Raw genomic sequence first — 25,141 nt, 5'->3', positions numbered from 1 at the left:
TTTCGCTTTCTCTGTACGTGAGGACTGACCGGACCATTGTCGGGGGTGCCCGCCCGTGCGGCTGACCTGCACCCTTCCCCGAAGGGTTGGCTGAGCGTCCGCTTAGGATGGCGGTGATCGCCGTACGCCCGCAGCAGCGCGTACCACCACGCACCACCCAGGAGCCTCCCGTGACCGCCGAAGCCCCCGCCGCGCCCGCCCTCTCCCACGGCCGACTGGTCCCCGTCACCGTCCACTTCGACGACCTGGACGCGCTCGGCCTGCTGCACAACGCCCGCTACCCGGTGATGGTCGAGCGGGCCTGGGCCGAGCTGTGGACCGAGCACGGCTTCCGGTTCGAAGGCGACTGGGCGGCGGCCGGCGACGCCTGCAACGCGGTCAAGGAACTCACGATCACCTATGAGGCGCCGGTCACCCGGCCCGGTGCGTACGCCGTCCACCTCTGGCTGGACCGGCTCGGCACGACCGGGCTGACGTACGGCTTCCGCTTCTGCTCGGCGGACGGCGCGACCACGTACGCCCGCGGCACCCGGGTGCTGGTCCGGCTGGACTCCGAGACGCTGCGCCCGGCGCCGTGGAGCGACACCTTCAGGACTGCCGGTCGGGCACTGCTGCGCTCGGCGGACTGATCTTCGGCCGGTCCCGGTCCCCGGCGCGCAGCACCTTCGCGAACACCACCAGGCAGCAGGCCAGCGCCGTCACCAGACCGAAGGACACCACCAGGCTGGTCGCCTGGGCCAGACCGCCGATCGCGCTCGGGGCGACCAGACCGGAGGTGTACGTGATGGTGGCGACGCCCGCGATGGCCAGACTCGGGTTGGAGCCCGCGCGGCCCGCCGCGGCGAAGCACAGCGGGACGACCACGGCGATGCCGAGGCCCATCAGCGCGAAGCCGGTCATCGCCACCGCAGGATGGCCTCCGAGGACGATGAGCAGACCACCGAGGGTGGCCAGCACGCCGCTCACCCGGACCGTGCGCACCGCGCCGAACCGGTCGACCACCTTGTCGCCGGCGAACCGGGCCAGGGCCATGGTGAGCGTGAAGCCCGTCGTGCACGCCGCCGCCAGACCGGCCGAGGTCTCCAGCTCGTCCCGCAGGTAGACCGCCGACCAGTCCAGGCTCGCGCCCTCCGCGAACACCGCGCAGAACCCGACCGCGCCGATCAGCAGCGCCGACCTCGGCGGCAGCGCGAACCGCGGCGGCGGGGCCTCGTCCTCGGCGGGCTGCAGGTCCAGCACCCAGGTGCAGGCCACCAGGCCCACCACGGTCAGCACCGCGGCGGCCAGCGCGTGGTGCAGCCGGGCGTCCGAGCCCAGGTGCGCGGCAAGCGTGCCGCCCGCCGAGCCGATCAGGGCACCCGCGCTCCACATGCCGTGCAGCCCGGACATGATCGACTTGTCGAGACGGTTCTCGATCTCGACGCCGAGCGCGTTCATCGCCACGTCCGACATGCCCGCCGTGGCGCCGTAGACGAACAGCGCGAGGCACAGGGTGAGCAGGTTCGGGGCGAGGGAGGGCAGGACCAGCGCCAGTGTCCACAGGGCCAGCAGGCCGCGCAGGGCGGTGCGGGCACCGAAGCGGTGGCTGATGCTGCCCGCCAGCGGCATGGCGACCGACGCGCCGAGCGCCGGGAACGCCAGCGCCAGTCCCAACTGGCCCGCGCTCACCCCGGCGTGGTCCTGGATCCACGGCACGCGGGTCGCGAACGAGCCGGTGACGGAGCCGTGCACGGCGAACACGGCGGCCACGGCGTACCGGGCGCGCCTCACCTCGCGCTGTTCGTGGACCACTGTGCTCATTCTCGGGCTCCTCCGTCGGGTCGGCACGGCCGGCTCGGCTACCTGGCGTCACTGCGCCGCGTAAACTATCAGGAACCCTGCCTGATAGATAGGGGATTATCGGCGTGGGCCCCCGCGCCGCCGATCTGGAAGGATCCCGGCATGCCCGCATCCCCGAGCACCGCCCGGGCCATCAACGACCGGCTCGCCCTGCGCCTGCTCCAGCAGGAGGGCCCGTTGACGGCAGGGCAGTTGAAACAGCTGACCGGCCTGTCCCGCCCCACCGTCGCCGACCTCGTCGAACGCCTCACCGTCTCCGGCCTGATCGAGGTGGCCGGGGAGTCGGGCGAGCAGCGCCGCGGACCGAACGCCAAGCTGTACGGCATCGTCGCCGGCCGCGCCCACCTCGCCGCCCTCGACGTGCGCACCGAGGGCGTCGCCGTGCTGGTGTCCGACCTGGTCGGCCGGGTGCTCGCCGAGGCGTCCGTGCCGATCGGCGACGACACCGGCACCGGCCCGGCGGTGGAGCAGGCGGTCGGCCTGGTCGAGCGGGCGGTGAAGGACGCCGGCGCCGACGCACTGCACACCGTCGGCATCGGCGCGCCCGGCCTGATCGACCCGGTCAGCGGCGAACTGCGGGTCTCCAGCGGCCTGCCCGAGTGGCACCGTCGGCTGATGGCCGCGTTGCAGGAGAAGTTCCCCGAGGCGCGGATCGGCGTCGAGAACGAGACCAACCTCGCCGCCCTGGCCGAGCAGCGCGACGGAGCGGCCCGGGACCGGGACACGTTCGTCCTGCTGTGGCTCGGCCTCGGCATCGGCGCCGCGGTCGTCCTCGACGGCACGCTGCGGCGGGGCGTGAGCGGCGGCGCGGGCGAGGTCGGCTTCCTGCCGGTGCCCGGCACGTCCCGCCTGCCGTCGGCCACGGACTGCGACGGCGGTTTCCACTCGCTGGCCGGCGCGGACGCCGTGGCCGCCCTCGCGGCGGAGCACGGGGTGCGTGCGACGCCCGCCGGGCCCGAGCCGCACGCGGCGGCCTTGGTGCGGGAGGCGGTACGTGAGTCGGCCGCGGTTCCGGCCGCCGGGGAGTTCCTCGACGCGCTGGCCGAGCGGGTGGTCCTGGGCGCCGCCGCCGTCGTCTCCGTCCTGGACCCCGGCTGCGTCGTGCTGGCCGGCGAGGTCGGCCTGGCGGGCGGTGAGGCGCTGGCCGGCCGGGTCCAGGACCGCCTCGCCCGGATGTCGCCCCTCGCCGCCGAGGTACGCCCCGGTGCGCTCGGCGGCGGCGCCGTGCTGCGCGGAGCCCTGCTGACCGCCCGCGACCGCGCCCAGGACGACCTGTTCGGGCCGCCGGAGAGGCCCTAGGAGGCACCCGGCCCTGTCACAGCACTGCACCCTGCCGGAGTGCGGCAGGGTGCGCTTGGGTGGCCCGGCGGCGGGCAAGGGCCGTCGTCACCGCCGCCGGACCGGTCTCGTCGGAGGTCAGCAGGCCCCGAGGTCCTGCCAGACGCCCCAGTCGCCGGTGGTGCCGGGCTCCTCGCCCTTCGTCCACCACTTGGCCTTCCACGAGTGCCCCTCGTGGGACACGGTGATGCCACCGCCGTACGCGTCGGCCGCGCTCCATGCCGGGGCCGAGCACTGCCCGGTGCCGCCCGTCGGGCTCGGGCTCGGGCTCGGCGACCCGGTACCCGTGGGCGTCGGAGTCGGCGTCGGTGTCCCCGGCTCCACCACGGTCGTGCCCCGGGCCAGGTCACCCGCGAGGGCGTACGACTTCCCGCCGAACGTCACCGTCCAGTTGGACGGCGTCGACACCGGCAGGTAGTACACGAAGTCCACCGTGGTGGACGCGCCCGGCGCCAGCGACTGCCAGGCCGGCAGCTTCAGCGAGACCCGGTGGTGGTCACCCTTCAGCCCGCCGGCGTTGCCACCGGTGTGGTCGCTGCGGATCACCGAAGTGCCCCAGCCGGACTGGTCCTTGGCGTTGCCCGGTGCGGAGGTGCCGTAGTCGAACTGGAACTCCGTACCGCCGGGCAGCGTCGTCCCCGTGTTGTTGGTGATCTTCAGCTTGGGGCCGATCGGGTAGTTGGAGTCGCCGAGCGGGAACTGCCCGAACTCCACGCCGATGTCCAGCGCCTCGGTGGGCAGGTCGGTCGTGGCGCGCTGCGCGCCGTACGGGGAGGCCGACTTGAAGGTCTCGTACATCGTGTCGGTCAGCGTCGAGCCCGGCCCGTACTGCCCCTTGGTCGCGTCCCAGGCGTAGTCGCCCGCGAGCTCCCAGATCATCGTGCCGCCGATGCCGCGGTCGGCCACGTAGTCGGCCTTGGCCTTGACCGACTGCTCGTCCTCGGTGGACAGGAAGACCTTCTTCTCGGCGTTCCACAGCCAGGGCGCGACCAGCGTGGCGTCGTACTTGCGGGCGTACGTCCCGGTCAGCCGCGTGTCGGCCGGGAAGCCGTAGTCGGTGACGTAGTCGCCGACGATTCCCTTCTCCAGGTTCTTGGCGTGCCACATCGGGTTGGAACCCGCGGGCGACTCCTTGCCGTTGCTGTCCAGGTCGTGCCACAGGTTGTCGATGCCGACGGCGCCGTCGCCGCACTTGGTCAGGCCCGAGCCCGCCGGGCAGTCGCTGGAGGGTGCCCTGCCCCAGAGCCCGTCGGTGCCGCCGGTGACGTTCTTGAAGCCCCGCGTGTAGTAGGGCAGGCCGATGTTGATCCGGCCGGCCGGCATCGAACCCCGGAAGTAGTGGTAGGCCCAGTCGGTGTTCAGATAGCCGATGCCGCCGTACTGGGAGGTGGTGTACACGCCCGCGGCGGCGAGCTCGGCGTCCTTGCCGTCGTCGAAGAGGGAGGCGTTCGGACCGACGTACTCGTTCCAGGCGCCGTGCAGGTCGTACGACATGATGTTGACGTAGTCCAGGTACTTCTGGACCTGGAAGGTCTCCATGCCGCGCAGCAGGTATCCGGAGGAGGGTGCGGCGACGGAGAGGAGGTAGTGCCTGCCGTCCGCGGCGCCCGCGCGGTCGAGCTTCTCGCGCAGCGTCTTCATCAGCGCCGCGTAGCCCTCGACCAGCCCGGCCCGGCGGCCGCCCGCGAACGACCAGTCGAGCGGGTTGCCCGCGTCCTTCATGGTGGTCGGGTACTCGTAGTCGATGTCGACGCCGTTGAAGCCGTACTTCCGCACGAAGTCGACCGCCGAGTCCGCGAAGGTCTCGATGCCGGCCTGGTTGACCGAGCCGTCGGCGTTGGTGGCCATCGAGTAGAAGCCGCCCGAGTCCACGCGGGTGCCGTCGTCCGCGAAGTAGCCGCCCGTCTCGGCCCAGCCGCCCACCGAGATCATCGTCTTGACGTTCGGGTGCTGCTTCTTGAACTTGTTCAGCTGATTGAAGTGGCCCTTGTAGGGGAGGCCCGGGTCCATCTCGGCGCCCTCGACGCCCGGCCAGGTCATCCCGGTCGCGGGGTTGGCCGCGCCGTCCGAGCCGACGGAGAGCTTGTTGCCGCCGTCGACGTGCGCGAAGGCGTAGTTGATGTGGGTGACCTTGTCCCAGGGGATGTCCGAGGCCAGGTAGGCGGGCTTGCCGTCCTTGCCGGTGCGCCAGCCGGTGAAGTAGCCGATCACGCGGCGCGGATGGTCGGCTCCCATCTTCTCCCGGCCCTCGGAGTCGTAGACCGAGCAGTAGGGGACGTCGGTGCCGGGTGTCCGGTAGAGCCCGTCGGGGCGACAGGACTCCTGGTCGGCGGCGTGCGAGACGGTCGCCGGGAGCCCGGCGAGGACCAGGCCGGCGACGGCGGCGGCCGCCGCGAACAGCGCGGGTCTCGCTCGATGGCGTGAGGGGGAAGGCACAGTCGGTTCCTCTCCACGGAAGTTGCGCAGACCCTAGAGAGGACTAGACCAGTGCGTCAATAGGTATGGACCAATCTCAACGCGGGGTGCCGTCGGCCGAGTTGGCGGCCCTCGCGGCCGCAGTCGGAGCACCCCGGCGAAACCTTCTGTGAGCCACTCCACACACCCCGTCCGCATGGACACCGACCGGGCGTGGCAGACTGGCCATGTACCAGAAGCAGCGCACTCCGGGGTCGGTGAAAGTCCGAACCGGCGGTTACAGTCCGCGACCCGGTCGCCTCCAGCGACCGGTTGACCAGGTGAAATTCCTGGACCGACGGTTAAAGTCCGGATGGGAGGCAGTGCGCGGCGGGCGAGCACACGTGCGCGCCGCCGATCTCTGGGCTCGCCCGTCGTCGGGCGGGTCCTGTCCGGCGTCGCCCCGGTGTCCTCGCTCGTACATTCTGTCGTCATCGACAGCCCCGGAGTCCGTGCCCGAAGAGGCAGGAGGACCCGGGAAGTGTTCACCGGAATCGTCGAAGAGCTGGGCGAGATCACCGCCGTCGAAACCCTCGACGACGCCTGTCGCTTCCGCCTGCGCGGCCCCGTGGTCACCGAGGGGGCACGGCACGGCGACTCCATCGCCGTCAACGGCGTCTGCCTCACCGTCGTCGACCACGAGGGCGACGAGTTCACCGCCGACGTGATGGCCGAGACCCTGAACCGCTCCAGCCTCGGCGTCCTCGCCGTCGGCTCCCGCGTCAATCTGGAGCGCCCCACCGCCGTGGGCGCCCGCCTCGGCGGCCACATCGTCCAGGGCCACGTCGACGGCACCGGCGAGATCCTCGAACGCAAGCCCTCCGAGCACTGGGAGCTCGTGAAGATCTCCCTGCCCGCCGACCTCGCCCGCTACGTCGTGGAGAAGGGCTCCATCACCGTCGACGGCATCAGCCTCACCGTCGTCGACGCCGGCCCGGACTTCTTCACCGTCAGCCTCATTCCCACCACCCTCGCCCTGACCACGCTCGGCATCAAGCAGCCCGGCGACCCGGTCAACCTCGAGGTGGACGTCATCGCCAAGTACGTCGAGCGGCTGCTCGGCACCCAGGGGGGCACCCGGTGAACTGGCTCAACTCCGAGGCCTTCACCCTCTTCGACCAGCACATCAAGTGGTCGGACATGATCGGCAACGTGATCGGTCTGCTCGGCCTCGCGCTCGGCTGGCGGCGCTCGATATGGACCTGGCCCGTGCAGTTCGTCTCCGGGCTGATCCTCTTCACGGCCTTCGCCACCGCCCACCTCTCCGGCAGCGCGGGCAAGCAGATCGTCGTCATGGTCGTCGCCGCCTGGGGCTTCTGGCAGTGGAACCGCGGCCGGCAGCAGACGCAGGACGGCTCCATCGCCGTCCGGTTCGCCACCTGGCGCGAGCGCGGCGCCCTCGTCGTCGCCGCTGCCGTCGGCACCCTCGCCGTCGGCGGCCTGTTCACCGCCTTCCCAACCCTGTCCTGGGACCCCTGGCCGGACGCGTACATCTTCGTCGGCACCGTCGTCGCCATGTACGCGCAGGCCCGCGGCATGGTCGAGTTCTGGTTCGCCTGGCTGCTGGTCGACCTGGTCGGCGTCCCGCTGAACTTCGCCAACGGCTTCGCCTTCTCCGGCTTCGTCTACGTCCTCTACGGCGCGCTCGTCCTGTGGGGCCTGCGCGACTGGTGGCTGCGCTCCCGCAACGCCACGCGGCCCATCCCGGAAGGAGCGCCCGCATGAGCACGGCACCCATCCTCTACAGCACCGAAGGTTTCGACGACCTCGGCCTCGACCCGGTCGAGCAGGCCGTCGCGGACATCGCCGCCGGCCGCCCCGTCGTGGTCGTCGACGACGAGAACCGCGAGAACGAGGGCGACCTCGTCATCGCCGCGGAGAAGGCGACCGAGGAGATCGTCGCCTTCATGATGAGCGAGTGCCGCGGCATGATCTGCGCCCCCATGGAGGGCGACGAACTCGACCGCCTCCGGCTCCCCCAGATGGTCGACGACAACACCGAGTCGATGAGGACCGCGTTCACGGTCACCGTCGACGCCACCGCCGCGCACGGCGTGAGCACCGGCATCTCCGCGTCCGACCGCGCCACCACCCTGCGGCTCCTGGCAAGCGGCACCGCCGAGCCGACCGACCTGGTCCGCCCCGGACACATCTTCCCGCTGCGCGCCCGCCCCGGCGGCGTCCTCGTCCGCAACGGCCACACCGAGGCCGCCGTCGACCTCGCCCGCCTCGCGGGCCTGCGCCCGGCCGGCGCCATCGTGGAGATCGCCGGGGAGGACGGCCGGATGCTGCGGCTGCCCGAGCTGATCCCGTTCGCCCGCAAGCACGGCCTGTCGATCATCTCCATCGAGGACCTGATCGCCTACCGCCGCAGCGAGGAACCCACCGTCCGCCGCGAGGCCGAGGTACACCTGCCCACCCGGCACGGCGAGTTCACCGCGTACGGCTACCGCTCCACCGTCGACGGCGTCGAGCACGTCGCCCTCGTCCACGGCGAGATCGGCGACGGCAAGGACGTGCTCGTCCGCATCCACTCCGAGTGCCTCACCGGCGACGTCTTCGGCTCCCAGCGCTGCGACTGCGGCCCCCAGCTGGACGCCTCCCTGGACCGCATCCAGGCCGAGGGCCGGGGAGTGGTGGTCTACCTGCGCGGTCACGAGGGACGCGGCATCGGCCTGATGTCCAAGCTGCGCGCCTACGAACTCCAGGAGCGCGGCCGTGACACCCTCGACGCCAACCTGGAGCTCGGCCTGCCCGCCGACGCCCGCGACTACGGGGCGGGTGCCCAGATCCTGGCGGACCTCGGCGTGCGCGCCGTCCGCCTGATGACCAACAACCCCGACAAGTCCGACGCCCTCGAACGGCACGGCATCGAGGTGACCGGCCGGGAGCCGATGCCCGTCCAGGCCGGCGAGCACAACCTCCGCTACCTGCGCACCAAGCGGGACCGGATGGGACACGACCTGCCCTGGCTGGACACGACCCCCGTGTCCACCTGCGGCAACCAGTAAAGCCCCGTAAGCAAGGCATTCGAGGAGAGACGTGAGCGGCAAGGGTGCACCGGAGCTGACCGTACGCAACGTGGGGGACCTGCGGGTCGCCGTCGTCGCGGCGCAGTGGCACGACAAGGTGATGGACGGACTGGTCGACGGCGCCCTGCGGGCCCTGCACGACCTGGGCATCGACGAGCCCACCCTGCTCAGGGTGCCGGGCAGCTTCGAGCTCCCGGTGGTCGCCAAGGTCCTCGCGGACCGCGGCTACGACGCCGTCGTCGCCCTCGGCGTCGTCATCCGCGGCGGCACCCCCCACTTCGACTACGTGTGCCAGGGCGTGACCCAGGGTCTCGTGCAGGTCTCCGTCGAGACCGGCGTCCCCGTCGGCTTCGGCGTCCTCACCTGCGACACCGAGGAGCAGGCCCTGGACCGGGCCGGCCTCCCCGGCTCCAGCGAGGACAAGGGGCACGAGGCGGTGACCGCGGCCGTCGCCACGGCGGCCACACTCCGCTCAGTATCCGAACCGTGGCACTAGGCCGGTCGGCACACCGCGTAAAGTGGGCGCCACCATGTCCAATAAGACGTTCGAGGAGCTCTTCACCGAGCTCCAGCACAAGGCCGCAAACGGCGATCCCGCCACGTCCCGCACCGCCGAACTGGTGGGCAAGGGCGTCCATGCCATCGGCAAGAAGGTCGTCGAAGAGGCCGCCGAGGTCTGGATGGCCGCCGAGTACGAGGGCAAGGAGGCGGCTGCCGAGGAGATCTCCCAGCTGCTCTACCACGTCCAGGTGATGATGGTCGCCCGCGGCATCTCGCTGGACGACGTCTACGCCCACCTCTGAAGCCGCACCCCTTCTCTCCACCCCCCTTCACACAAAGGAAGCCGACCTCATGCTGCGCATCGCCGTCCCCAACAAGGGTTCCCTGTCCGGCCCCGCGGGGGAGATGCTGCATGAGGCCGGCTACCAGCAGCGCCGCGAGTCCAAGGAACTGCGGATCGTCGACCCGGTCAACGAGGTCGAGTTCTTCTACCTCCGCCCCCGCGACATCGCGATCTACGTCTCCTCCGGCCGCCTCGACATCGGCATCACCGGCCGCGACCTGCTCCTGGACTCGGGCGCCGACGCCGAGGAGATCCTCCCGCTCGGCTTCGCCCGCTCCACCTTCCACTACGCGGGCAGGCCGGGCTCGGCCGACGTAGTGGCCGACCTCAAGGGCAAGACGGTCGCCACCTCCTACGAGGGGATCGTCGCCAAGCACCTCGCGGACAGCGGCGTCGACGCCTCCGTCGTCCACCTCGACGGTGCCGTCGAGACCGCCATCGAGCTGGGCGTCGCCGAGGTCATCGCCGACGTCGTCGAGACCGGCACCTCCCTGCGCAACGCCGGCCTGGAGATCTTCGGCGAGCCGATCATGAAGTCCGAGGCCGTCGTCATCCGCCGTACGGGCGCCGACACCGAGGACCCCAAGGTGCAGCAGTTCCTGCGCCGCCTCCAGGGCGTCCTGGTGGCCCGGACGTACGTCATGATGGACTACGACTGCCGGGTGGAGCAGCTGGAGAAGGCCGTCGCGCTCACCCCCGGCCTGGAGTCCCCGACCGTCTCCCCGCTGCACAACGAGGGCTGGGTCGCCGTCCGTGCCATGGTCCCCTCCAAGGAGGCCCAGCGGATCATGGACGACCTGTACGAGATCGGTGCCCGGGCCATCCTGACCACGGCCATCCACGCCTGCCGTCTCTGAGCGGGACCCGGAGCAACGCCATGCCCGACAATGCCACGCCGGACCTGCCCGCCCTGCCCGTCACCTTCCGTCCGGGCGTCACCCGTGCCGTCCTGACGGTCCTCGCCGTCGTCACCTTCGTGACCATCACGGCGGTCGGGATGCTGCTGGACGGCCTCGGCCTGGGGGAGCGCCTCAGCTTCGCGCTGACCGCGCTCCTCCTGGCCGGCGTCCTCCTCCTGCTGGCCCGCCCCCGGGTCGTCGCCGACGAGGCCGGCGTCACCGTGATCAACCTGACCAACAAGCGGCGCCTGGCCTGGCCCGAGATCCTCCGGGTCAACCTCCGCCAGGGCGACCCCTGGGTCTTCCTTGACCTCAGCGACGGCACCAGCCTGCCCGTGCTCGGCATCCAGCCCGGTATCGCCCGGCAGCGTGCCATCGACGACGCACGCACGCTGCGGGCCCTCGTCGAAGCCCGTTCCTCGGCCGCCCCCGGGGCCCCTCGCGGCTGACGCCGGGCGTGCCGCGGCACCCCCACGGACCCGTCGGGGACCGGCTCGGTGTCCGCCACCCTGCCGCAGGCCCCCTTTTCGTGATTAATCTGGGAACACGGACGCGGCCCCCGCGTCCGTGCCCCTGTCGCTCCGCCCGGTGCGCGGGGGTTCCTGCTACCCGAGGAGTGACTCCCTCCGGCGATGGACGGACCGTCCTGCAGTACCTGCGCCGCCCCCTGCTGCGACACCCGCCGGGCGGCGGCATCATGACCACCCCCCTGCTGCTCCTGGCAGCCGCGTTCCTGCTGATCCTCGCCAACGGCTTCTTCGTCGCGGCCGAGTTCGGCCTGGTGACCGTCGAACGGCCGGACGCCGAACAGGCCGCCGCCGACGGCGACCGGCGCGCCCGCCGGGTCGTCGAGTCCCTCAGGGAGCTGTCCTTCCAGCTCTCCGGCACCCAGCTCGGCATCACCATCACCTCCCTCGTCGTCGGCATGCTCGCCGAACCGGCACTCGCCCAGCTGCTGGACGGCCCGTTCAGCGCGCTCGGCATCCCCGACGGCGCCGTGCCCGGAGTCTCGGTCGTCGTCGGCATGCTGCTGGCCTCGGCCGTGCAGATGGTGATCGGCGAGCTCGTGCCCAAGAACTGGGCGGTCTCCAAGCCCTTGCAGGTCGCGCGGTTCGTCGCCGGCCCGCAACATGTCTTCGCCCGGCTCTTCCGCCCGGTGATCTCGGCCCTCAACACCGTCGCCAACCGGCTCGTGCGCGCCCTCGGCATCGAGCCCGCCGAGGAGCTGGCCTCCGCCCGCACCCCCGGTGAACTGGTTTCCCTGGCCCGGCACTCCGCCCGGGCCGGCGCCCTGGAGCAGGACACCGCCGACCTCTTCGTACGGACCCTGTCGCTGGGCGAACTGACCGCGCAGCACGTGATGACCCCGCGCGTGAAGGTGAGCGCCCTGCAGTCCTCGGCCACCGCCGAGGACGTGGTCAACCTGACCCGCGCCACCGGTCTGTCCCGCTTCCCCGTCTACCGGGAGAAGATCGACGAGATCGTCGGCATGGTCCACCTCAAGGACGCCCTCGCGGTCCCCGCGCACGAGCGGCTGCGCACCCCCGCCGGCCGCATCGCCCGCCCGGCGCTGCTGGTCCCCGAGACCCTGCCGGTCAGGCCGCTCCTCACCCGTCTGCGCAGCGAGCAGCCCATCGCGGTCGTCGTCGACGAGTACGGCGGCACCGCCGGCGTCGTCACCCTGGAGGACATCGTCGAGGAGCTCGTCGGCGAGGTCCGCGACGAGCACGACGGCCTGGACGTGCCCGAACTCGCCCCCGCCCCGCCCGAGGACGGCCGCCCCGCCTGGGACGTCGACGGCAGCTGCCGTGTCGACGCCCTGCGGCGCATCGGCCTCGAGGCGCCCGAGGGCCCGTACGAGACCGTGGCCGGACTGGTCGCCGACCTGCTCGGCCGTATCCCGGCCGTCGGCGACCGGGCGGAACTGCCCGGCTGGCGGCTCTCCGTCCGCCAGGTCGGCCACTACCGCGCCGAACGGATACGGCTGGTGCGCACGGCGCCGGTGTCCGTGCTGGAGGCTGCCCGATGAGCGTCCTGCAACTGGTCTTCGCCGCGCTGCTCGTGCTCGCCAACGGCTTCTTCGTCGGCGCCGAGTTCGCGCTCGTCTCGGTCCGCCGCAGCCAGATCGAACCGCTCGGCACCGCCCGGGCCCGGCAGGTGCTGTACGGGCTGGAGCGGCTGCCGCAGATGATGGCCGCCGCCCAGTTCGGCATCACCGTCTGCTCGCTCACCCTGGGCGCGGTCGCCGAGCCGACGGTCGCCCATCTGCTCGAGCCGGTCTTCGAGTGGATCCATCTGCCGCACGGCGTGATCCACCCGCTCGGCTACGTGATCGCGCTGGCCGCCGTGGTCTTCTGCCACCTCGTCATCGGCGAGATGGTGCCCAAGAACCTCGCGATGGCCGCCCCCGAGAAGGCCGCGCTGTGGCTGAGCCCCGGCCTGGTCGCCTTCGCCCGTCTGTGCAAGCCGGTCACCGTGGCCCTCGGCGCCTGCGCGCAGGGCATCCTGCGGCTGTTCCGCGTCGAACCCAAGGACGAGGTCGAGGCCGTCTTCACCAGCGAGCAGCTCAACCGGCTGGTGGAGGACGCCGGGCAGGCCGGCCTGCTCGACCCGGAGGAGCAGGAACGCCTGGAGGACGCCCTGGAACTGGGCTCCCGCCCGGTGACGGACGTGCTCCTGCGGCGCGAGTCCCTGGTCACGGTCAGCCCCTCGGTCACCCCGGCGGAGATCGTCGCGCTCACCGCCCGCACCGGGTACTCGCGCTTCCCGGTCGCGGCGGACAAGGGCGCCTTCATGGGATACCTCCACGTCAAGGACGTCCTCGACCTGGAGGACTCCGACCGGGCCGTCCCCCAGCACCTGTGGCGCCCGATGACCACCCTCCGCCCCGAACTCCCCCTGGACGACGCCCTCACGGTGATGCGCAGGGCGGCGACCCACCTGGCCCAGGTGACGGACGCGTCCGGCAAGGTCCTGGGCCTGGTCGCCCTGGAGGACGTCCTGGAACTCCTGGTGGGCGAGGTCAGAGACCCGGCCCACAGGGAGGTCACCCTGGCGACCTAGTCGCAGCCTGCGGGCAGTCGTGCCGCGCAGCCTGCGGGCAGTCGTGCCGCTGGGGCGGCACGGGTGGGCGCAGGCTGCACCCCGTCAGCGCGGGCGAGCGTCCACCCCCCCGGACGCCGGGCGCCTCACAGGGCCGACGGATCCTGCGGCCCCCTCCCCGACAGCACCTCCCCATACGCCTGCATCAAATCCGGCAACCGCAAGGTCGCCAGGTCATCCCGACTCAACACCCCGGGATACACCGACAACCGCAGATCCCGATACGCACAACTCTTCTCGTACAGCGTCCGCAGGAACCGCCCGTTCCCCAACTCGTCGATCCACCCCTGGTCCACCACATGCCCGGCGATCGACCGCAGCTCGTCCAGCGCCTCCTCGTCCCACACGTCCCCGTTCTCGGCCGCGAGCACCTCACCGATCGAGGTGAGCTCCAGCGGCCGGTACGACGGGAAGTCGACCCGCGTGGTGAAACGGGAGGACAACCCCGGGTTGGCGGTCAGCAGCCGGTCCATGCCCTCCGGATAGCCGGCCAGGATCACCACCAGGTGGTCGCGGTTGTCCTCGGCCCGCTTCAGCAGCACCTGGAGCGCCTCGTCGCCGTACGCGTCGCCCTTGCCGTAGCCGGAGTTGGACAGGGAGTACGCCTCGTCGACGAAGAGCACGCCGCCGAGCGCGGAGTCGATCAGTTCGTTGGCCTTCACCGCGGTCTGGCCGAGGTACTCACCGACCAGGTCGGCCCGCTGGGCCTCCACGAGGTGGTCGCCGCCGAGCAGGCCGAGGGCGTAGAAGACACGGCCCAGGATGCGGGCCACGGTGGTCTTGCCGGTGCCGGAGGGGCCGGAGAAGACGAAGTGACGTTTGGGCGGCTGGACCGGCAGGCCCTGCCCCGCCCGCAACCGCGCCATGTTCAACTGCGCGGACAGGGCCTTGACTTGCCGTTTCACCGGCTCCAGCCCCACCATGCGCTCCAGTTCGGCGAGCGCCTCCTCCAGTAACGCGGGGTCGGTGGGCCCGGTGGGCAGGGACGGGTCCGGTCCGTCGGTCTTCTCGCGCACCGACGGCCCGGTCAGCGTGGGCAGCGGGGCGGACAGCGGCGGCTCGGGCGTGGAGAGCTTGAGGTCGCGCTCGGTGCCGAAGAGGGGATCCAGTCCGTCGGTGCCGTCCAGGCCGTCCAGTCCCATACCGGCCTGCGCGAGCCCCGCGAGATCGACGGCGTCGTCGTACTCGTCGGCCTCGGCGATCGCCGCCAGTCGGGCCGACGTGTCCATGAAGGCGGGGTCGACGCGGTGCACCGCGCGGTACAGCGGCAGCGCGGCGGCGCTGCGGCCCGTGCCCTCGAAGGCGCGCGCGAGCCAGTAGCGCAGTTCCTTGCGCTGTGGCTGCTCGCTGCGGCACCGCATGAGGGCCGCCGACAGCAGGGGCTCGGCCTGCCCGTACATCTCCAGCCGCACCCGGGCCATGCCGCTGAACAGACCCGCCTCGATGCCCAGCAGTGGATCGCCGAGCAGTGGGTCGGTGTGCCGCACGAGCTGTTCCCAGTCCTTGACGAGGTAGGCGCGGCACGCGTGCAGGAAGCGGACCTGGGGGTCGGTGTCCACCGGCGGCAGCCCGGCCAGGGCGCGGTCCAGCTCCGGGACGTGGCGGCCGTCCAGCCAGTGGGACGCGTGCGCCAGCAGCAGGTCGCGGGGGTTCTCGAGCACGGGCTGCACCCACCAGCCCAGCCAGTACCAGGAGTTGAGCGTCCGGCGGTGGCGGGCGCGCTGCTCGCCGAAGCGGTCCCGATGCTGGAACATCCTGAGCAGCGCGTTGGTGGTGTCGACGCGCAGCGCGTGCAGCCCCAGCCAGCCGTCGGCCATCGCGGGGTCGATGCGCACCGCGGCCCGGAACTCCTCCTCCGCCTGTGGATAGGCCCCCATGGTGTAGGCGTCCACGCCGCGCAGCCAGGCGAGGTCGGCCGGGGCCTGCGGGCCCTGCGTGCCGAAGTCCATCCCGTCCCCCACGAACCGTGCCCCCGTCGGTACACCGCCGAGCCGTCGCCCGCCGGCCGCCTCGGTCAACGGCGGCACCGTGGACCGGAGTTCAAGGTGCGCGCGGCAACCGCCCACAGGTCGCACCGGGGGCATCGTACCTGCGGGGCTCTTCCCTCCGAAGGGTGCCCGGACAGGCCGTTCCACGAGGTGGGGGCGGACGGGGCGCACACGGGACGGTGACCGAGGGTGAGCGGGTCGCGTCGCGCAGCAGCCGAAAAACGCGCTCAGGGCAGAACGAAGCCCCCGATCACGGGGGAACAACCGGGGGCTTCGCGTCTGCGGGCGGCTCCGAATGGCCGCTCATTGAGAACGTAAGACCTGTACGACCCCTGGGTCAAGCGGAGTTGAGGCACGTCGGCGAGTTGTCGACGCGTTACCGGGCAGCGATCTTCACGAGTTCAGCACATTGCCGAGAGTCCGTCACCCTCCGTGAGGAAGTGGGCTTCGCCGGGGCGTCCCGCAGGCCCCGGGAGCACCTCGTACCCCTGCGTCCCCTGCCGTACCAGAAGGTGCGCGAAGGGGCGTGAGGGGTCGTGGGTGAAGTGCCGGCGCTCGGCCGGGATCCACCCGTCCCAGAAGGCCCGCTGCTCCGCCCCGTCGCGCGCCCGTCCGCGCGCCCAGGCCTCCTCGCGCGGCAGCTCCATCCAGAGCAGCCGGGCCAGATGTGGACGCAGCGCCTCGCGGCCCGCGCCGACCCCCTCCACCAGGACCACCGGCGCGGGCGGCAGCGGACGGAGCGTTCCGAAGGCGCGGGCCCGCCAGTCGTAAGGGGCGTAGTGCGCGGTGTCGCCGCGCCGCAGGGGCTCGACCACCTGGCTCAGTAGCCGCCCGGTCCAGTCGAAGAGCTCGTCGTGACTGGCGATGTCGTCGAGGTGCAGCACCGGCGCGCCGCCCAGCTCGGCGGCCAGCCGTCCGGCGAACGTGGACTTCCCCGAGCCGGCGTGTCCGTCGACGCCGATGAGACGGACGGGCCCGCAGGAGGGGGGAAGCCTGCGGAGCAGGGCTGCGAGGTCGTGAATGACGGGTCCTGGGTGGCGCGGGGGAACGGGTGTGTCGCCCGCACTCTAACGGGCCCCGCCCCTCCCTCCGTGGGGCGGGCGGGCCCTCCGTGCCACTGGTCGACACCAATATTGATGGCGTGGCGTGCGCGGAAGTGCTGGCAGGAGGGGGCGCCCACGGTCATAGTTGGCGCACAACCGTGCAAGGACCCGCCCCGACTCGGACACCTGGGGGTGTTCCACCCATGAGCAGAGCCGAACAGCCGTCCCGCAGAACCGTCCTGGCCGCCGCGGTCGCCGCCGCCGTGGCGGGCGGCGCGGTCCCGGCCACCGCCGCGGCCGTGCCCGCCGCGGGCACCGGCACCGCGGACACCGACCGTGCCGCCGCCCGACCGGTGGACTACCGTGCCTGGACCACGTTCCAGGACTGGCGGAGCGGGACCGTGCGGGGCGCCCGTCCCGTCGCGGGCGTTCGCCCCGGTGTCGTGATCGGCACCCCGGCCGGCACCACCGAGTACACCGACCCGCACACCGGCACGACCGCCGCCTGGGAGTACGCGACCTGGACGTCGCCGGTCCACCGGCTCGCCGTGCCCGCGACCGAGGTGATCGCCTCCTGGAACGCGCACACGCCGAGCGGCACCTGGATCCAGGTCGAGCTCAAGGGCACCTACTCCGACGGCACGGACACGCCCTGGTACGTGATGGGCCGCTGGGCCGCCGGCGACCAGGACATCAAGCGGACCTCGGTCGACGACCAGGGCGACGGGCGCAGCAGCATCTGGACGGACACCTTCTCGATCGACGACGCGTCCACGGGCCTGCGGCTGGCCACCTACCGGCTCCGGCTCACCCTCCACCGCCGCCCCGGTACGCGGACCACGCCCACGGTCTGGCGGCTCGGCGCGATGGGCTCCGACGTCCCGGACCGCTTCACCGTCCCGGCCTCCACGCCGGGCCTGGCCCGGGAGCTGCGCGTCCCGCGCTACTCGCAGGAGATCCACAAGGGCCAGTACCCCGAGTACGACAACGGCGGCGAGGCCTGGTGCAGCCCCACCTCCTCGCAGATGATCATCGAGTACTGGGGCGGCCGGCTCACCGAGGAACAGCTCGCCTGGGTCGACCCCTCCTACGCCGACCCGCAGGTCTGCCACGCGGCCCGGTACACGTACGACCACCAGTACGCCGGCTGCGGCAACTGGCCCTTCAACGCCGCCTACGCGGCCACCTTCAAGGACCTCCAGGGCGTGGTCACCCGCCTGGGTTCCCTCACCGACCTGGAGACGCTGATCGCGGCCGGCATCCCGGCCATAACGTCCCAGTCGTTCCTGGACAAGGAGCTGACCGGTGCCGGGTACGGCACCTCGGGCCACCTGATGACCGTGATCGGCTTCACCGCCGACGGCGACGTGATCGCCAACGACCCGGCCTCGGACGACAACGCCTCGGTGCGCCGCGTCTACCGGCGGCGCGAGTGGGAGAACATCTGGCTCAGGACCAAGCGGTACAACGCCAGTGGCAAGGTCGTCTCGGGCACCGGCGGCGTCTGCTACCTCTACTTCCCGGCCCGTCCGAGCGCACGCCAGCGCAAGGCGCTCGAGGCGGTGGGCGTGCGGTGACGGCTGCCCTGTGAGCAACGTCTCCGCCGCGGAAGCCGCTGACGGTGGCAAGGTGGACAGGGTTACGGGGGAGTCCACCGCACGTCCGAGATCAGCGAGAAGTGATGACCGCACACACCACCGCCGCCGCCCGGGTCCGCACCGGTGGCCCCAAGGACGACGGCCCCGAGATCCTCGAGCACGTCATGGGCTGGACCCTCGTCGTGGTGATCGCCATGCTCGTGGTCCAGCTCGGTCTGTTCTGACGTGACCTCTGTGTGACCTGCCCCACGTTCCGACCTGCCATACTGCGGGGGTCCTGCCGCCCGTAGGAACCAGGGTCGAAATTGAATATCAGTCAACAACGTGCCGCCGCCCGTCCCCGGGCGCGCGGCACGGAGCGTTCGCTGGCACGCCGCGCCGAACTCATCGCCATCGGGCGCAGGTTGTTCGCCGACACGTCGTACGACGCGCTCTCGATGGACGACATCGCCCGCCAGGCGCATGTCGCCAAAGGGCTGATCTACTACTACTTCCAGTCCAAGCGGGGCTACTACCTGGCGATCATCCAGGACTCCGTGGCCGGCCTGGTCACCACCGCCGCGGGCGGCACCGAACTGCCACAGGTGGACCGCGTCCACCGCACCATCGACGGCTATCTGCGCTACGCCGAGCACAACCAGGCCGCCTACCGCACGATCGTCAGCGGCGGCGTCGGCTTCGACGCCGAGGTCCATGCCGTCCGGGACGGGGTGCGCGAGGCGATCGTCGTCACCATCGCCGAGGGGGCGTACGGCCGCAGCGACATCGGACCGCTGGCCCGCATGGGCCTGCTGTCCTGGGTGTGCAGCGTCGAGGGCGCCACCCTGGACTGGATCGACCGCCCCGAACTGCCCCGCGAGGTCGTGCGCGACCTGCTGGTGAAGTCGCTCGGCGGCACCCTGCGCGCCATCGAGGAGCTGGACCCCTCGTATCCGGCCCCGGCCCCCGCCCGCCGGGACCCCTGACGACTTCTTGAAGTAAGCGGTCGTTAACTGGTGACTCCGTGCGTCCGATCGGGCATACTCACTGCGCACAGCCGCTGGTCAGCCGCTTCCGCGACCCGGGAGTGCGAGCATCGGCCAGGCCCGAGAGACCCGGCGGAACCGCCTCCACCCAAGGCGCACGTCCGTCGATGTGCCCGACAGGGAGGAGAGCGTCGCCATGCCCGACCGCGCCCCGCAGCCGGTGGACCGGCTACTGCCCACGGACGAGGCACGGGATCTGATCTCGCTCGTCCGCGACATCGCGCAGCGTGAGATCGCCCCGAGCGCGGCCGAGGAGGAGGACGCCGGACGCTTCCCGCGCGAGGTCTTCGCCCTGCTCTCCGACTCCGGACTGCTCGGCCTGCCCTACGACGCCGAGTACGGCGGCGGCGAGCAGCCGTACGAGGTCTACCTCCAGGTCCTCGAAGAGCTCGCCGCGGCCCGGCTCACCGTCGGCCTCGGCGTCAGCGTGCACACCCTCGCCTCCTACGCGCTCGCCGCCTACGGCACCAAGGAGCAGCAGACCGAGTACCTGCCCGCGATGCTCGGCGGCGGCCTGCTCGGCGCCTACTGCCTCTCCGAACCCGCCTCCGGCTCCGACGCCGCCTCCCTGCGCACCAAGGCGGTGCGCGCGGACGGCGGAGACTGGGTGATCACCGGCACCAAGGCGTGGATCACGCACGGCGGCATCGCCGACTTCTACACCGTCATGGCGCGCACCGGGGAGGAGGGCCCCCGTGGGATCACCGCCTTCCTGGTCCCCGGCGACGCCGAGGGGCTGAGCGCCGCGGCGCCGGAGAAGAAGATGGGGCTCAAGGGCTCGCCCACCGCGCAGGTCCACCTCGACGGCGTGCGGGTCCCTGACGCGCGGCGCCTCGGTGACGAGGGCCAGGGCTTCGCGATCGCCCTCTCCGCGCTCGACTCCGGGCGGCTCGGCATCGCCGCCTGCGCCATCGGCGTGGCCCAGGCGGCGCTGGACGCGGCGGTGTCCTACGCGGGGGAGCGGCGGCAGTTCGGCAAGCCGATCGCGGACTTCCAGGGGCTGCGCTTCATGCTGGCCGACATGGCGACCCAGATCGAGGCCGGCCGCGCGCTGTACCTGTCGGCCGCGCGGCTGCGCGACGCCGGTCTGCCGTTCGCCAAGCAGGCCGCCATGGCCAAGCTGCACTGCACCGACACGGCGATGCGCGTCACCACGGACGCCGTGCAGATCCTCGGGGGCTACGGCTACACCGCGGACTTCCCGGCCGAGCGCTACATGCGCGAGGCCAAGGTGCTGCAGATCGTCGAGGGCACCAACCAGATCCAGCGGATGGTCATCGCCCGTCACCTCGCGGGTCCCGAGGAACGCTGAAGTCGCCGGTGACCCGGAAGTCGCCGGTGACCCGGAAGTCGCCGGTGACCCGGCCGTCGGCGGTGGCGACGAAGTCCCCGAGCCCGCGCGGGGGCGCCACGAGTCTGACCCACTCCGGGTCGTGGCGCCCCGGCAGGGTGCGGCCGCGGTCGGCCCAGGCCCGCATCAGCTCACGGTAGATCGGCGGGTCCGGGAGCAGCGGGGCCGGCGGAACCGGTCCCGCGGGCACCGGGACGAACACGCGGCGCCGACGCCCGGTCTCCGAGTACGTGACGGTCATACCCGGGCAACGCGGCGAAGTGCGGACAGGTCACCGCCCCACAGAATCGGGCGTGCGTTCGCGGCCGTCCGGCGACAGCACACCGACCCGCGCCACGGCACCTGTGGGCCGTGGCGCGGGTCGGCGCGATGAGGCGGAGCCTAGGCCGCGTGGCGTCGCATCGTCGGCACGCGCATCGGGCGGGAGCCCGGGCCGCCGACGTGGGAGAAGGGCTGGGTCCGCCAGTCGAGGCCACGAGGGAGCGTCAACAGCAGGGCCGTGTCCTGCTCGTGGGGCTCGAACGACTCGTCCGCGGGGCGGGCCTCGGCGGCCCGGCGGCCGGTGCCGGCGCAGACCGTGAGCCCGAACGGATTCCACGGCGAGGCGCACAGCGCGTGCTCCGGCAGCACCTCCTCGTCAGCCAGGAGCGCGATGGGCTGCGCGCAGTCCGGGCAGATCACCCGGTACATCTCGAAGGTGTCGTAGGCGTCGACTTCCTCGTCGTCGAAGGCGTCGGGTTCGACGCCCTCCGATACGGGCTCGACGACCGGCTGCTGCCGCTTGGACGCGGTACGACCAGGGCGCTTAAGACTCTGCATGGGATTCTCCCCCTCGGGCTGGGCCGTGACGGCACTGCGGCCTCGACCACAGCAAGCACTTCCCGTCCCCCCTCCGGCGTAATCACGAGAACATCACGGAGACCGTCCCATCGGTGTGGTGTTCGTCACATGCCCCTCGCAGATGCCCCGTCGGGTGGATTTGTCCCCACCCGGCCGCGGGCCGGCTCCCCGTCACATCACGAAGCGGGCATGACCTGGGCTGCTCAGGTATCCGAGGAGATCAGGCGCACTGTAGGTTCTTGCGCCATGGAGGAGCTGGACCGACAGATCGTGCAGCTGCTCGTCAAGGACGGGCGGATGAGCTACACAGACCTGGGCAAGGCCACGGGCCTGTCCACTTCGGCCGTGCACCAGCGGGTGCGGCGGCTGGAGCAGCGTGGTGTCATCCGCGGTTACGCCGCGGTCGTCGACCCGGAGGCCGTCGGGCTGCCGATGACCGCCTTCATCTCGGTGAAACCGTTCGACCCCAGCGCCCCCGACGACATCGCCGACCGCCTCGCCGGCGTCCCCGAGATCGAGGCCTGCCACAGCGTGGCGGGCGACGAGAACTACATCCTCAAGGTGCGCGTGGCCACCCCGCACGAGCTGGAGGAACTCCTCGCCCGGGTGCGTTCCCTCGCCGGGGTCTCGACCCGGACCACGGTCGTCCTGTCGACGCCGTACGAGTCCCGTCCGCCGCGGATCTGACGGCCTCCGCAGGCCGCCCTGCGCGGCGCGATCGCCCCGCGTGCCCAGCGGTCCGTGCGAGGGGCGAGACTGGTGTCCATGAGTGAGTCCACCACCCCGTCCACGACCGTCCTGCTGCGCCGCGGCGAGGTCCACAGTCCCGCCGACCCCTTCGCCACGGCGATGGTCGTCGAACGCGGCCAGGTCGCCTGGGTCGGGTCCGAGGGCGCCGCGGACGCCTTCGCGGACGGCGTGGACGAGGTGGTCGACCTGGACGGCGCCCTGGTCACCCCCGCGTTCACCGACGCACACGTGCACGCCACCGCCACGGGCCTCGCCCTCACCGGGCTCGACCTCTCCGGCGCCGCCTCGCGTCCGGAAGCGCTCGCCCGCGTACGGGACTTCGCCGCGGCCCGCCCGGACGACCGTGTCCTGCTGGGCCACGGCTGGGACGCCTCCCGCTGGCCCGACGGCCTCCCCCCGACGCGTGCCGAGCTGGACGAGGCCACCGGCGGTCGCCCCCTCTACCTCAGCCGTATCGACGTCCACTCGGCCGTCGTCACCACCGCCCTGCTCGACCTCGTCGCCGGTGACCTCGCGCGCGTGGACGGCCCGCTCACCGCCGACGCCCACCACGCGGTGCGCGCCGCCGCCCTCGGGGCCGTCACCTCCGCCCAGCGCACCGAGGCCCAGCGCGCCGCTCTCGCGCACGCCGCCTCGCTGGGCATCGGCACCGTTCACGAATGCGCAGGCCCGGAGATCTCCTCCGAGGACGACCTCACCGGGCTGCTCCGCCTGGCGGCCGAGGGGGGCGTGCCGCGCGTGCTCGGCTACTGGGCCGAGCAGGATGTCGACAAAGCGAGGGAGCTGGGCGCGATCGGGGCCGCCGGTGACCTCTTCGTCGACGGCGCCCTCGGTTCGCACACCGCCTGTCTGCACCAGCCCTACGCCGACACCGGCCACACCGGTACCGCCCACCTGGACGCCGCCGCGGTCGCCGCCCACGTGGTCGCCTGCACCGAGGTAGGCCTCCAGGCGGGCTTCCACGCCATCGGTGACGCCGCCGTGACCACCGTCGTGGAGGGCGTGCGCGCCGCCGCCGACAAGCTCGGCCTCGCCCGGATCCGCGCCGCCCGCCACCGTGTCGAGCACGCGGAGATGCTCACCCCCGAGACCGTCGCCGCCTTCGCCGAACTGGGCCTGACCGCCTCCGTCCAGCCCGCCTTCGACGCGCTGTGGGGCGGCGAGGACGGCATGTACGCCCAGCGCCTGGGCGCCGAGCGGGCCCGCACCCTCAACCCCTTCGCGGCCCTGCTGCGCGCGGGTGTCCCGCTCGCCTTCGGCTCCGACAGTCCGGTCACGCCCCTCGACCCGTGGGGCACCGTCCGGGCCGCCGCCTTCCACCGCACACCGGAGCACCGCGTCTCCGTCCGTGCGGCCTTCACGGCGCACACGCGCGGCGGCTGGCGCGCGATCGGACGCGACGACGCGGGCGTCCTGGTGCCGGGCGCGCCCGCGGACTACGCGGTGTGGCGTACCGACGAGCTGGTGGTCCAGGCCCCCGACGACCGGGTCGCGCGCTGGTCGACCGACCCGCGCTCCGGGACCCCCGGCCTGCCCGATCTGACCCCGGGCCGGAACCTGCCCGTCTGCCTGCGCACGGTGGTGGGCGGCCGGACGGTGTTCGTAGGGCCGGGCGAGTGATCTCCACGGCCGACGGGACGGTGATCTTCTACCGCGTACTCCCGGGGCGTCCTCCGCGCTGACCTGGGCATTGGCGCGGAAGTCGCAGGTCGAACGACTGTTGACAGGCAACCGCGGGGGGCCGGTAGGTTCGGCGGAGTCCACCACCGGACGCCCGACCGGGGAACCTTCCGCGCATGTGTCGCGGCGCCGCTGGGTCAGGGACGGTGTGCCGCACCGGGGCACCGCCACTGGGAGCCAGGCTCAGCGCTCGCGCAGCGACCAGGGAACGTTCCGGCCGGTCGGGAGGTGTGACCCGGGTGGGGCCCGGGCGCTCAGTAGACAACGGCTCAGGTCGACCCGCAGCCGGCGGGTCCCTGGCCGGCCCGAAGGGCGCCGGGCCCCCATCCGCCGTGGAAACCGTCCTTAACCGCGCATCCCTACCCCGCTTTTGTGGAAACGACACCACCATACGAACGTCCTGTCACGTCGGCGCAGGCCGCGGCCATTATGGTGGTCCTCTGCGTACGGACATGAAGGGACAGCGGTGAACGACGGCGACGGGACGCCCGCGGCAGCGGGGCAGGGGAGGCGGTTCGGCCCCCTGGGCACGGCCTTGGTGATCATTCCGACCTACAACGAGGCGGAGAACATCAAGGCGATCGTCGCGCGCGTGCGCGAGGCGGTCCCCCGGGCCCACGTTCTCGTGGCCGACGACAACAGCCCCGACGGCACCGGCAAGCTCGCCGACGAACTGGCCGCCGAGGACGACCACGTCCACGTTCTGCACCGCAAGGGCAAGGAGGGCCTGGGGGCCGCCTACCTCGCGGGCTTCCGCTGGGGCCTGGAACACGGCTACGGCGTGCTGATCGAGATGGACGCCGACGGTTCCCACCAGCCCGAGGAACTGCCTCGTCTGCTGACCGCCCTCAAGGGCGCCGACCTGGTGCTCGGCTCCCGCTGGGTGCCCGGCGGCCGGGTGGTGAACTGGCCGAAGTCCCGCGAGTTCATCTCCCGCGGCGGCAGCATGTACTCGCGCCTCGCCCTCGACCTGCCGCTGCGCGACGTCACCGGCGGCTACCGCGCCTTCCGGCGGGAGACCCTGGAGGGGCTCGGCCTGGACGACGTCTCCTCCCAGGGCTACTGCTTCCAGGTCGACCTCGCCCGCCGGGCGATCAAGGCCGGCTACCACGTCGTCGAGGTGCCGATCACGTTCGTCGAGCGCGAACTCGGCGACTCCAAGATGAGCCGCGACATCCTCGTCGAGGCGCTCTGGCGGGTCACCACGTGGGGCGTGGGGGAACGGGTCGGCAAGGTCCTGGGCCGGGACAGGCTCCCCGGCAGGGCGACCGGTGGCCAGGCGGGCGGCCCGACCGACGGGCCGACGGCCGAGGCGACGGAGAAGCCGAGCGAGGAGCCGGCCGAGGCCGCCGGGAAGC

Annotated in this window: 23 protein-coding genes, 1 pseudogene and 1 riboswitch; of the genes and pseudogenes, 18 read left to right on the top strand and 6 right to left on the bottom strand. The window is 72.2% G+C overall.

The window, feature by feature from the left end; all coding sequences use genetic code 11:
* Nucleotides 1–170 precede the first annotated feature (170 nt).
* Nucleotides 171–629, top strand: a complete 459-nt coding sequence (locus tag ACIGO6_RS35180) for an acyl-CoA thioesterase (RefSeq protein WP_399883620.1) — start codon at nucleotides 171–173, stop codon at nucleotides 627–629.
* On the opposite strand, the gene ACIGO6_RS35175 is transcribed toward ACIGO6_RS35180, so the two are convergent.
* Nucleotides 589–1,800, bottom strand: coding sequence for an MFS transporter (locus tag ACIGO6_RS35175; RefSeq protein WP_399883617.1), 1,212 nt, complete (start codon nucleotides 1,798–1,800; stop codon nucleotides 589–591). The genes ACIGO6_RS35180 and ACIGO6_RS35175 overlap by 41 nt on opposite strands.
* Nucleotides 1,801–1,941: 141 nt before the next feature.
* On the opposite strand from ACIGO6_RS35175, the gene ACIGO6_RS35170 reads away from it, so the two are divergent.
* The gene (locus ACIGO6_RS35170; RefSeq protein ID WP_399883614.1) at nucleotides 1,942–3,138 is read left to right on the top strand and encodes an ROK family transcriptional regulator; all 1,197 of its coding nucleotides are present in this window, start codon (nucleotides 1,942–1,944) and stop codon (nucleotides 3,136–3,138) included.
* A 117-nt stretch (nucleotides 3,139–3,255) separates the two neighbouring features.
* Here the strand turns inward: ACIGO6_RS35170 and ACIGO6_RS35165 are convergent, their stop codons facing one another.
* Nucleotides 3,256–5,613, bottom strand: coding sequence for a chitinase C-terminal domain-containing protein (locus ACIGO6_RS35165; protein WP_399883611.1), 2,358 nt, complete (start codon nucleotides 5,611–5,613; stop codon nucleotides 3,256–3,258).
* A 218-nt stretch (nucleotides 5,614–5,831) separates the two neighbouring features.
* Nucleotides 5,832–5,962: riboswitch (FMN riboswitch) on the top strand.
* 150 nt (nucleotides 5,963–6,112) lie between these two features.
* Here ACIGO6_RS35165 and ACIGO6_RS35160 point away from each other — a divergent pair.
* The 9 genes from ACIGO6_RS35160 (at nucleotide 6,113) to ACIGO6_RS35120 (ending at nucleotide 13,469) form a co-directional block, all read left to right on the top strand.
* Entirely contained in the window at nucleotides 6,113–6,715 is a 603-nt protein-coding gene (locus ACIGO6_RS35160; RefSeq protein ID WP_399883608.1) for a riboflavin synthase, read from the top strand.
* Nucleotides 6,712–7,356, top strand: a complete 645-nt coding sequence (locus tag ACIGO6_RS35155; protein ID WP_399883605.1) for a nicotinamide riboside transporter PnuC — start codon at nucleotides 6,712–6,714, stop codon at nucleotides 7,354–7,356. Before ACIGO6_RS35160 ends, ACIGO6_RS35155 begins: the two co-directional genes overlap by 4 nt.
* Entirely contained in the window at nucleotides 7,353–8,642 is a 1,290-nt protein-coding gene (locus ACIGO6_RS35150) for a bifunctional 3,4-dihydroxy-2-butanone-4-phosphate synthase/GTP cyclohydrolase II (RefSeq protein ID WP_399883602.1), read from the top strand. The genes ACIGO6_RS35155 and ACIGO6_RS35150 overlap by 4 nt, the downstream gene beginning before the upstream one ends.
* 31 nt (nucleotides 8,643–8,673) lie before the next feature.
* Nucleotides 8,674–9,159, top strand: a complete 486-nt coding sequence (gene ribH / locus ACIGO6_RS35145; protein WP_399883599.1) for a 6,7-dimethyl-8-ribityllumazine synthase — start codon at nucleotides 8,674–8,676, stop codon at nucleotides 9,157–9,159.
* 34 nt (nucleotides 9,160–9,193) lie between these two features.
* Nucleotides 9,194–9,466, top strand: a complete 273-nt coding sequence (locus ACIGO6_RS35140) for a phosphoribosyl-ATP diphosphatase (protein WP_020117406.1) — start codon at nucleotides 9,194–9,196, stop codon at nucleotides 9,464–9,466.
* A 49-nt stretch (nucleotides 9,467–9,515) separates the two neighbouring features.
* Nucleotides 9,516–10,364, top strand: a complete 849-nt coding sequence (gene hisG, locus ACIGO6_RS35135) for an ATP phosphoribosyltransferase (protein ID WP_399883596.1) — start codon at nucleotides 9,516–9,518, stop codon at nucleotides 10,362–10,364.
* 20 nt (nucleotides 10,365–10,384) lie between these two features.
* Nucleotides 10,385–10,855 carry a PH domain-containing protein gene (locus ACIGO6_RS35130; RefSeq protein WP_399883593.1) on the top strand — a complete coding sequence of 157 codons (471 nt, stop codon included), beginning with the start codon at nucleotides 10,385–10,387 and terminating at the stop codon, nucleotides 10,853–10,855.
* A gap of 248 nt (nucleotides 10,856–11,103) precedes the next feature.
* The gene (locus tag ACIGO6_RS35125) at nucleotides 11,104–12,435 is read left to right on the top strand and encodes a hemolysin family protein (protein ID WP_399883590.1); all 1,332 of its coding nucleotides are present in this window, start codon (nucleotides 11,104–11,106) and stop codon (nucleotides 12,433–12,435) included.
* Nucleotides 12,432–13,469, top strand: coding sequence for a hemolysin family protein (locus tag ACIGO6_RS35120; protein WP_399883587.1), 1,038 nt, complete (start codon nucleotides 12,432–12,434; stop codon nucleotides 13,467–13,469). The genes ACIGO6_RS35125 and ACIGO6_RS35120 overlap by 4 nt, the downstream gene beginning before the upstream one ends.
* A gap of 125 nt (nucleotides 13,470–13,594) precedes the next feature.
* Here the strand turns inward: ACIGO6_RS35120 and ACIGO6_RS35115 are convergent, their stop codons facing one another.
* Nucleotides 13,595–15,457, bottom strand: coding sequence for an AAA family ATPase (locus ACIGO6_RS35115; protein ID WP_399883760.1), 1,863 nt, complete (start codon nucleotides 15,455–15,457; stop codon nucleotides 13,595–13,597).
* Nucleotides 15,458–15,897: 440 nt separating this feature from the next.
* Nucleotides 15,898–16,518 (bottom strand): uridine kinase, encoded by a 621-nt coding sequence (locus ACIGO6_RS35110; protein WP_399883758.1) that lies wholly within the window; start codon nucleotides 16,516–16,518, stop codon nucleotides 15,898–15,900.
* 224 nt (nucleotides 16,519–16,742) lie between these two features.
* Between ACIGO6_RS35110 and ACIGO6_RS35105 the strand changes: the two genes are divergently transcribed.
* The 4 genes from ACIGO6_RS35105 (at nucleotide 16,743) to ACIGO6_RS35090 (ending at nucleotide 20,474) form a co-directional block, all read left to right on the top strand.
* Nucleotides 16,743–18,116 (top strand): peptidase C39 family protein, encoded by a 1,374-nt coding sequence (locus ACIGO6_RS35105; RefSeq protein WP_399883584.1) that lies wholly within the window; start codon nucleotides 16,743–16,745, stop codon nucleotides 18,114–18,116.
* A 104-nt stretch (nucleotides 18,117–18,220) separates the two neighbouring features.
* The gene (locus ACIGO6_RS35100) at nucleotides 18,221–18,361 is read left to right on the top strand and encodes an SCO1431 family membrane protein (RefSeq protein WP_399883581.1); all 141 of its coding nucleotides are present in this window, start codon (nucleotides 18,221–18,223) and stop codon (nucleotides 18,359–18,361) included.
* Between the two features lie 81 nt (nucleotides 18,362–18,442).
* Entirely contained in the window at nucleotides 18,443–19,102 is a 660-nt protein-coding gene (locus ACIGO6_RS35095; protein WP_399883578.1) for a TetR/AcrR family transcriptional regulator, read from the top strand.
* A gap of 196 nt (nucleotides 19,103–19,298) precedes the next feature.
* Entirely contained in the window at nucleotides 19,299–20,474 is a 1,176-nt protein-coding gene (locus tag ACIGO6_RS35090) for an acyl-CoA dehydrogenase family protein (RefSeq protein WP_399883575.1), read from the top strand.
* Here ACIGO6_RS35090 and ACIGO6_RS35085 read toward each other — a convergent pair.
* Nucleotides 20,437–20,754, bottom strand: coding sequence for a hypothetical protein (locus ACIGO6_RS35085; protein WP_399883572.1), 318 nt, complete (start codon nucleotides 20,752–20,754; stop codon nucleotides 20,437–20,439). The genes ACIGO6_RS35090 and ACIGO6_RS35085 overlap by 38 nt on opposite strands.
* Before the next feature lie 140 nt (nucleotides 20,755–20,894).
* Nucleotides 20,895–21,332 (bottom strand): hypothetical protein, encoded by a 438-nt coding sequence (locus ACIGO6_RS35080; RefSeq protein WP_399883569.1) that lies wholly within the window; start codon nucleotides 21,330–21,332, stop codon nucleotides 20,895–20,897.
* Nucleotides 21,333–21,599: 267 nt separating this feature from the next.
* Here ACIGO6_RS35080 and ACIGO6_RS35075 point away from each other — a divergent pair, with 267 nt between their 5' ends.
* The 3 genes and pseudogenes from ACIGO6_RS35075 to ACIGO6_RS35065 all read left to right on the top strand — a co-directional run.
* The gene (locus tag ACIGO6_RS35075; protein ID WP_019983923.1) at nucleotides 21,600–22,040 is read left to right on the top strand and encodes an Lrp/AsnC family transcriptional regulator; all 441 of its coding nucleotides are present in this window, start codon (nucleotides 21,600–21,602) and stop codon (nucleotides 22,038–22,040) included.
* Nucleotides 22,041–22,118: 78 nt separating this feature from the next.
* Complete coding sequence (locus ACIGO6_RS35070) at nucleotides 22,119–23,723, top strand: amidohydrolase (RefSeq protein WP_399883565.1); 1,605 nt, start codon at nucleotides 22,119–22,121, stop codon at nucleotides 23,721–23,723.
* 526 nt (nucleotides 23,724–24,249) lie between these two features.
* Nucleotides 24,250–25,137, top strand: a pseudogene (locus ACIGO6_RS35065) (polyprenol monophosphomannose synthase); the annotation flags it as partial.
* Nucleotides 25,138–25,141: the final 4 nt, after the last annotated feature.

The sequence above is a fragment of the Streptomyces sp. NPDC053750 genome (genome assembly GCF_044544295.1).
Classification (GTDB): domain Bacteria; phylum Actinomycetota; class Actinomycetes; order Streptomycetales; family Streptomycetaceae; genus Streptomyces.
Note: the sequence above shows the minus strand (reverse complement) of the source record. Positions and strands in the feature narration are given on the sequence as shown.